This window comes from Moraxella caprae DSM 19149, assembly GCF_000426885.1.
Taxonomy (GTDB): domain Bacteria; phylum Pseudomonadota; class Gammaproteobacteria; order Pseudomonadales; family Moraxellaceae; genus Moraxella; species Moraxella caprae.
The window spans coordinates 83,315-91,661 of record NZ_AUGF01000010.1 but is presented as its reverse complement, the minus strand read 5'-3'; the positions used below and the strand labels follow the sequence as shown (position 1 = coordinate 91,661).

Here is an 8,347-nt window from a genome sequence, read left to right as displayed (position 1 = left end):
TTGTTTGCTGTTAAGCCAATCTTGTTAGATTAGTTCTTAACGTTAGCAACAACACCAGCACCTACGGTACGACCGCCTTCACGGATGGCGAAGCGTAGACCTTTGTCCATGGCGATTGGGTGGATAAGCTCAACACTCATCTCAACGTTGTCACCAGGCATAACCATTTCAGTACCTTCTTGTAGAGTGATGGCACCAGTTACGTCAGTGGTACGGAAGTAGAACTGTGGACGATAGCCGTTTAGGAATGGCGTGTGACGACCACCTTCTTCTTTTGACAGTACGTATACTTCTGCATCAAATTGGGTGTGAGGGGTGATTGAACCGGGTTTGGCTAGTACTTGACCACGTTGAACTTCTTCACGCTTGGTACCACGTAGTAGCACACCACAGTTCTCGCCCGCACGACCTTCGTCTAGTAGCTTACGGAACATCTCAACACCAGTACAGGTAGTCTTGGCAGTGTCTTTGATACCCACGATTTCAACTTCGTCGCCCACTTTGATGATACCAGACTCAACACGACCGGTTACCACAGTACCACGACCAGAGATTGAGAATACGTCTTCGATTGGCATTAGGAATGCTTTATCGATGTCACGCTCAGGCTCAGGGATGTAGCTGTCTAGAGTGCTTAGTAGCTCTAGGATGGCAGGCTCGCCGTATTGACCTTGGTCGCCATTTAGACCTAGAAGGGCAGAACCTTTGATGATAGGCGTGTCATCACCTGGGAAGTCGTAGTCAGACAGAAGTTCACGTACTTCCATTTCTACTAGCTCTAGTAGTTCTTCGTCGTCTACTAGGTCGCACTTGTTCATGAATACCATGATGTAAGGTACGCCAACCTGACGAGATAGAAGGATGTGCTCACGAGTTTGTGGCATTGGGCCGTCAGTAGCTGCTACAACTAGGATAGCGCCGTCCATTTGAGCCGCACCAGTAATCATGTTTTTAACATAGTCGGCGTGACCGGGGCAGTCTACGTGTGCATAGTGACGGTTAGCAGTGTCGTACTCGATGTGAGAGGTATTAATGGTAATACCACGAGCTTTTTCTTCTGGTGCTGAGTCAATGGCAGCGTAGTCTTTTGCTTCACCACCGTGATGCTTAGCAGCAACAGTTGCGATAGCAGCAGTTAGGGTGGTTTTACCGTGGTCAACGTGACCGATGGTACCTACGTTAACGTGTGGTTTGTTACGTTCGAATTTGGCTTTGGCCATAATAATATCCTTTTAATTCGTGCAAACTGCACAAGGTTTTGATAAATGATTGTTTTGGCTTGCCACTTATGGACAAACCAAAACGGATTTAAATGAAATGATTATGATTACTCATCATCATCTTTGGCAGTGAATTTCTTGATAATCTCGTCTGCCACATTCTTAGGCGTTTCTTGGTATTTGGCAAATTCCATAGAGTAAGTTGCACGACCTTGAGACATAGAACGCATTTGGGTGGCATAGCCGAACATTTCAGCAAGTGGCACTTCTGCACGGATGGCTTTGGTGCCACCAGGCAAGTCGTCCATACCTTGAACCACGCCACGACGACGGTTAAGGTCGCCCATGATGTCGCCCATGTAGTCTTCTGGAGTCTCAACTTCTACTTTCATGATAGGCTCTAGCAGGGCAGGAGATGCTTGCATAAAGCCCTTCTTGAATGCGATAGAACCTGCCATTTTGAACGATAGCTCGTCAGAGTCCACGTCATGGTAAGAACCATCATATAGGGTCGCTTTAACGTTAACGACTGGATAGCCTGCCAGAACGCCGTTCTTCATACGCTCTTGGATACCTTTATCTACCGCACCGTGGTATTCTTTTGGTACAACACCGCCCACGATTTCTTCGGCAAATTCGTATTCCACATCACCTTCTGGATCAAGTGGTTCAAGACGTAGCCATACATGACCAAACTTACCACGACCACCTGTTTGACGAACAAACTTACCTTCAACTTCAACCGTTTGACGGATGGTCTCACGGTAAGCAACCTGTGGAGCACCGATGTTGGCTTCAACGTTAAACTCACGCTTCATACGGTCAACGATGATGTCAAGGTGCAATTCACCCATACCAGAGATGATGGTTTGGCCACTCTCTTCGTCTGTACGTACACGGAACGAAGGGTCTTCTTTGGCAAGACGACCTAGAGCGATAGACATTTTTTCTTGGTCGGCTTTGGTTTTTGGCTCAACCGCTAGCGAAATAACTGGATCTGGGAACTCCATACGTTCCAAGGTGATGATGTTGTCATTATCACACAAGGTGTCGCCCGTGGTTACGTCTTTTAGACCCACAAATGCGACGATGTCGCCCGCACGAACTTCATCAACTTCGTTTTGGCTGTTGGCATGCATCTCAACGATACGACCGATACGCTCACGCTTCATCTTAACAGGGTTATAAACGCTGTCGCCTTGTTTTGCAACGCCAGAGTACACACGAACGAAAGTTAGGTTACCCACGTATTTGTCATTCATGATTTTGAATGCAAGAGCGGCAAATGGTGCATCATCAGAAGATTCACGGCTACCTTCGGTTTCGTCTTTGTCATCTAGAATGCCTTTGATGGCCTCAACGTCAGTGGGGGCAGGCAAGAACTCGATGACGGCATCAAGCATACGCTGTACGCCTTTGTTTTTAAAGGCAGTACCACAAAGCATTGGCTGGATTTCACATGCTAGTGTACGAACACGAAGACCAGCGACGATGTCTTCACGAGACAAGTCGCCTTCTTCTAGGTATTTGTCCATCAGTTCCTCTGATGACTCGGCAGCTGCTTCAACCATGTTGTTACGCCATTCGTTGGCAGTATCTACTAGGTCGGCAGGAATCTCGCCATATTCAAACTTCATGCCTTGAGATTCTACGTCCCAAATGATGGATTTCATCTCAAGCAGGTCAACAACACCTTCAAAGTTATCTTCTGCACCGATTGGCACAACCACAGGCACAGGATTACCGCCCAGACGGGTTTTAACTTGCTCAACCACACGGAAGAAGTTGGCACCTGTTCTGTCCATTTTGTTAACAAAGGCAAGACGTGGCACTTTGTATTTGTTGGCTTGACGCCATACCGTCTCTGACTGAGGCTGTACGCCACCAACCGCACAGTACACCATACATGCACCATCAAGCACACGCATAGAACGCTCAACTTCAATGGTAAAGTCAACGTGACCGGGGGTGTCGATTAGGTTAATGCGGTGTTCTGGGAATTGATCAGACATACCTGACCAAAAACAAGTGGTCGCGGCAGAAGTAATGGTAATACCACGCTCTTGCTCTTGCTCCATCCAGTCCATCGTTGCAGCACCTTCGTGTACTTCACCGATTTTGTGGCTTTTACCTGTGTAGAACAAAATACGCTCTGAGGTCGTGGTTTTACCTGCGTCAATGTGTGCAGAAATACCGATGTTACGGTATCTATTTAAGGGGGTTTTACGTGCCATAATTTTTCCTAGAAAAATTGCGAGTAATTGGGTGTCAGTTTGTCATGATAAGACATAATCATGACCGCACCATGACAAACGACTGATATTGTTTGGCAAGCCAAACACGCTTTTAATAAAATTAGAAGCGGAAGTGCGAGAACGCTTTGTTAGCGTCAGCCATACGGTGAACGTCATCACGTTTTTTGATGGCAGCACCTTTACCTTCGGCGGCGTCATTTAGCTCGCCTGCTAGGCGTAGAGCCATAGACTTCTCAGAACGCTTAGCAGCAGCGTCAGCCAACCAACGCATGGCTAGGGCAGTACGACGGGAGGGACGGACTTCCATAGGCACTTGGTAGGTAGCACCACCAACACGGCGGGCTTTTACTTCCACCGTTGGGCGAACGCTTTCTAGCACTTCTTCAAAGAAAGCCACTGGGTCTTCGATGTTACGCTTGGCAGCAACGCTCTCTAACGCACCATAAACGATTTTTTCAGCGACTGATTTTTTGCCATCAAACATAACGTGGTTGATGAATTTGGCGATGGTTTGGCTGCCGAACTTAGGATCAGGTAGAATTTCACGGGCAGCGACGACACGACGTCTTGGCATAATAGTTCCTTATGTCTTCAGGGTAAATCTGGCATACAATCTTAAAACAAATCAAGCATTTAGCCAGCCTTACTGCATGATTGTGGGCATGGGGGTAGATTAACACACATATCACAAGCCATGCACAGGTTAAATTTGGGTTATTGAGCTAAATTACGCCTTAGGACGTTTAGCACCATACTTAGAACGACCTTGTTTACGGTCTTTAACGCCTGCACAGTCAAGTGCACCACGAACAGTGTGATAACGCACACCTGGTAGGTCTTTCACACGACCACCACGGATAAGCACAACGCTGTGCTCTTGTAGGTTATGACCTTCACCACCAATGTAGCTAGATACCTCATAGCCAGAAGTCAAACGCACACGGCATACTTTACGCATGGCTGAGTTTGGCTTTTTAGGGGTGGTGGTGTATACACGAGTACAAACGCCACGACGTTGTGGGCAAGCTTGTAGTGCAGGTACTTTTGACTTTTCAGTAATGGTCTTGCGACCCTTACGGATAAGTTGGTTTGTAGTTGCCATAGGCAATATCTCCCGTTAATTAAAAACTTGTTTTTTGGCAAAATTGATTAATTTTTAGGCAAATTTGCACAAAAAACGCACTTATCCCAAATGGGATTTGGCATTATAATACTTTTATTTAAGAAAATCAAGGCATTTTAGAACAAAGGCAAAACCCAGTCTAAGCCGAGCTTTGCCTATTTTTTGATTTTAATCGCCTTGATACTCAACAGCGAGCATGGCATTTGTTTTAAAGGTTGTCATGGCGGTGCCGATAACTTCATCAATAAGCTCACGGTTGTAATACGCCCCCACCCCAACTGCGGAGATGGACGCCAGATGACGAAGCCAGCTTGTGTTGATGTTGTCAATGTCAATGCCGTATTTGTCGGCAAGTTTGTCCAAATGGGCAAACTTTAACAGCTCATCGAAATCTTTTATCGTGGTATTGGACGAGCTAAGTTTGACCAGCTCTTCTTTTAGACTACCCTCATCAGCATGAGCCAACACCCCGCCTGCCAACGCAAGGGCGGTCAGAATGACTTGTTTTTCTTGAAGTTTATCCAAATTCGCCCCTGACAGCACGCCATACGCCATTTTTATGCCGTCTTTGCCTGTCAATGGCACGTCATACACCACCGACAACTGATACACCGTTCGCAGTGCCACAAGCAATAGCCACGCTGTGTCCATAACCACGCCTTTTAGCCCAAAAAAGCCCGTCACACCGCCAGCCGTTGCCAAGGCTCGGTTTTGGTCGGCAAGGCTTTGAGCCAGCTCGTCCTTTTGGGCAGGGGTGAGCGTTTTGGGGTTGGTAGGCACGGATTTGACCGCCCATGCACAAGCCAGCTCGGCAATCTTATGATAAATACTCTCTGAGACAGCATTTAGCTTGTCATCGGAGATGAATCTGCCTGCCAAGCCATGCACTGCTGTGACTTTTTTGCCCAAAACGGACTTAACAAAACTCCCACCAAGCGTTGAACCTTGGACATAAAAGGGATGCTTGGTTGTAGCATCGACATCCAAATCCACGCTCTGATAGCTCTTGTCTTGATGACCGCGTCCTAAATAAGCACCTGCTGTGGCAAGCAGCCCACCCAGACCTTTTAAAGCATGGGATTTTTCAACCGATTTGTCATTGGTTTTTTGCTCATGGGCTTGTTCATGCTCATCGGTGAGCTTGTTGGCGTTTGGGTCATTGGCAGGCTGATGTTTTTCATCTTTATCTTGTTCTTTATGTTTATTCTGTTCTTTGTTCAATAAGCCCTCCGCCTTATCGAGCAGTTCATCGGCTTGTTTGGCGGCCTGCTCGCTGATGCTATCTAAGGTCTCTTTTGCCTGCTCTTTGGCATCATCTAGTGTCTCTTTGGCACGCTCGGCAAGCGTTTGGGTGTTTTTTTGAACATTTTGCACCACCTTTTCTGCCTTATCCTGAACATCGCTTATGGTCTGTTGTAGTTCCTGTTTGGCATGGCTAAGTTTGTCATTGACTAGGCGTGCGGTCTCATCAGTGTCATCACCAGTAAGCTCTTGGAGATGTTCCTTGGCAGTTTGTAGCACCTGCTGTGCCTGTTGTTTTACTTGCTCTTTATTATCTAGGTCATCTAGCTTTTTTGCCAGCTGAGCAAGTTTGTGTTGGGCGGTCTCTTTGGCTATCTCTTGGGCGGATTTGGCGGTATTTTTGTCGTCATTGGCATGAGCATTCTTATTCTCATCACCCTTGTCATCTTTATCATTACCTTGATTTTCGTCACTAGGTTTTTGGTCACCGTAATCATCATCGCCCATCTCATGGATGATATCCTTTGGTTCATCACTGTCAACCTTAACTACCGCCACATCTGATACATTGGCATTGGCGATGTCCACATCACTTGCAATCACCTCCACATCGCTGTGGCTCAATCCTTCTTGGTTGTCAATAAAATCGTGAACCACCGCCGTTTTTTTGGTGGTTTTGGGGTTTTTGATGCGTGGGGTTTTTGGTGTACTCATAACCTCTCCTTAATATGAACAAATTAACATGGCATAAAGACTTATCATATCAAATTATCAAAAATTTGCTGTGCCAAATTGTAAAACAACGCTACAAAATGTAAAAGCCAGTCATTCACGCAAACTTGCCACACCCTAACATGGCACATTCAAACACCCAACAATCTTACACCAACCTAAGCCGACACAACTTTTTTGTAAATGAACAGCAAAAATGATAGGTAATTAGCAAATTTTACCTTATAATAATTTCATTTGCTTTTTTGTATTTTTTTATTTTACCATGTCGCCATCTGCCGAAGCACGCCTAGCGGTCTTGATTGACGCTGATAATGCGTCCACAACCTACCTTGAAGCACTCATGAATGAGATTGCCACGCTTGGGCGGGCAAGCGTTCGCCGTGCTTATGGCGACTGGACAAAGCCCCAACTTGCCAGTTGGAAAAGCGTGCTGTTGTCACACTCCATTCAGCCCATGCAACAATTTGCCTATACGTCGGGCAAAAACGCCACGGATTCGAGCCTGATTATTGACGCCATGGATTTGCTCTATACCGAGCGGTTTGATGGCTTTTGCCTTGTGTCATCTGATAGTGATTATACCCGCCTTGCCCAGCGTATCCGTGAGCAGGGTCTTATGGTGTATGGCTTTGGCAAACAGCACACGCCTAAGCCCTTTATGCAAGCCTGCGACCGCTTTACCTACCTAGAAGTCTTTGAAGAACAGAAAAAGACCAGTAACGTGGACTTTTATGACTCAGCCGACATGCTATTCTCAGGCGATAACCAATTCAAGCCTGTGGACGTGGCGATTGCATTGGTCAAAAACGCCATCGCCACCATGGCAGACGAGCAAGGCTGGGCAAACATCGCCCCTGTCAAAAACTACATCCTAAAAGTGGAGCCTGATTTTGACGCTCGCCTGTTTCACTATGATAAATTTAGCGACTTCTTAAAGGCATATCCCCGCTACTTTGAGCTGACCGAACGCTACCCCAACGGCGACAATCACAAAGTGGTCTTCGTCCGCAATCGCCGTAACGACCTATTGACTGACGTTGAGCTGACCATTTGATGAGACGGGTGTTTTTGGGGGGCAGTTTTGACCCTGTGCATGACGGACACCTAGACATGGTGTGTCTTATCCATCATCGCCTATCATCTTTGGGTTCACCCTTTGTCATCTCGTTTTTGCCCACCGCAGGCAACCCCTTTAAAGGCACACCCACCGACCCCACGCACCGCCTAAACATGCTGTCTTTGGCGTGTGATATATTAAAAAATCAAGACATTACCGCAAGCATTGACACATCAGAAATCCACCAAGCCCCACCCGTCTATACCATAGACACGGTGCGTGCATTGGCACAGCGTTATCCTGATGATGAGCGGATTTTTGTCATGGGCGGTGATAATTTGGCAAGTCTGCATTTGTGGAGGGATTATAAAGAGCTTTTAACTTACATTAAAATTTGGGCGTTTGACAGAGCTGGCAGTGATGATGTCGTGCCAGATGTTTTGGTAAGAATGACTGATGATTTTGGTAAATTTTTACAAGATGGTTTTTTAAAAGATGGTTTTTTAAAAGATAAATTGTTAAAAACCAATAACTCTTTTAACACCAAAAGCATTTTTTATGACACATCGCCCGTGCCTGCCGTCTCGTCCACCCAAATCCGCCACGCCCTAACCCAAAACGACAAACCATGTCATTTGCCCGAGCCGATTTTTGCTTATATTAAAACGCACGAGCTTTATAAAAGTGTGCTATAATAAACGGTTAATCTTTATTT

7 protein-coding genes are annotated in these 8,347 nt (G+C 46.3%); 2 read left to right on the top strand and 5 right to left on the bottom strand.

Annotated features, from left to right (window positions below; translation table 11 throughout):
• Positions 1–29 precede the first annotated feature (29 nt).
• The 5 genes from tuf to K941_RS16350 form a co-directional block, all read right to left on the bottom strand.
• A complete protein-coding gene (gene tuf / locus K941_RS0104600) occupies positions 30–1,220 on the bottom strand; it encodes an elongation factor Tu (protein ID WP_029102688.1) in 1,191 nt (396 codons plus the stop codon).
• Between the two features lie 107 nt (positions 1,221–1,327).
• A complete protein-coding gene (fusA, locus tag K941_RS0104595) occupies positions 1,328–3,454 on the bottom strand; it encodes an elongation factor G (protein WP_029102687.1) in 2,127 nt (708 codons plus the stop codon).
• A 121-nt stretch (positions 3,455–3,575) separates the two neighbouring features.
• Positions 3,576–4,049 carry a 30S ribosomal protein S7 gene (rpsG, locus tag K941_RS0104590; RefSeq protein ID WP_029102686.1) on the bottom strand — a complete coding sequence of 158 codons (474 nt, stop codon included), beginning with the start codon at positions 4,047–4,049 and terminating at the stop codon, positions 3,576–3,578.
• A gap of 153 nt (positions 4,050–4,202) precedes the next feature.
• Positions 4,203–4,577 (bottom strand): 30S ribosomal protein S12, encoded by a 375-nt coding sequence (rpsL, locus tag K941_RS0104585; protein WP_029102685.1) that lies wholly within the window; start codon positions 4,575–4,577, stop codon positions 4,203–4,205.
• Between the two features lie 189 nt (positions 4,578–4,766).
• Positions 4,767–6,554 carry an EcsC family protein gene (locus K941_RS16350; protein WP_051225878.1) on the bottom strand — a complete coding sequence of 596 codons (1,788 nt, stop codon included), beginning with the start codon at positions 6,552–6,554 and terminating at the stop codon, positions 4,767–4,769.
• Between the two features lie 283 nt (positions 6,555–6,837).
• Between K941_RS16350 and K941_RS14720 the strand changes: the two genes are divergently transcribed.
• Together K941_RS14720 and nadD are read left to right on the top strand one after the other, a co-directional pair.
• Positions 6,838–7,629 carry an NYN domain-containing protein gene (locus tag K941_RS14720; RefSeq protein WP_051225877.1) on the top strand — a complete coding sequence of 264 codons (792 nt, stop codon included), beginning with the start codon at positions 6,838–6,840 and terminating at the stop codon, positions 7,627–7,629.
• Positions 7,629–8,327, top strand: coding sequence for a nicotinate (nicotinamide) nucleotide adenylyltransferase (gene nadD / locus K941_RS0104570; protein ID WP_029102684.1), 699 nt, complete (start codon positions 7,629–7,631; stop codon positions 8,325–8,327). The genes K941_RS14720 and nadD overlap by 1 nt, the downstream gene beginning before the upstream one ends.
• Positions 8,328–8,347: the final 20 nt, after the last annotated feature.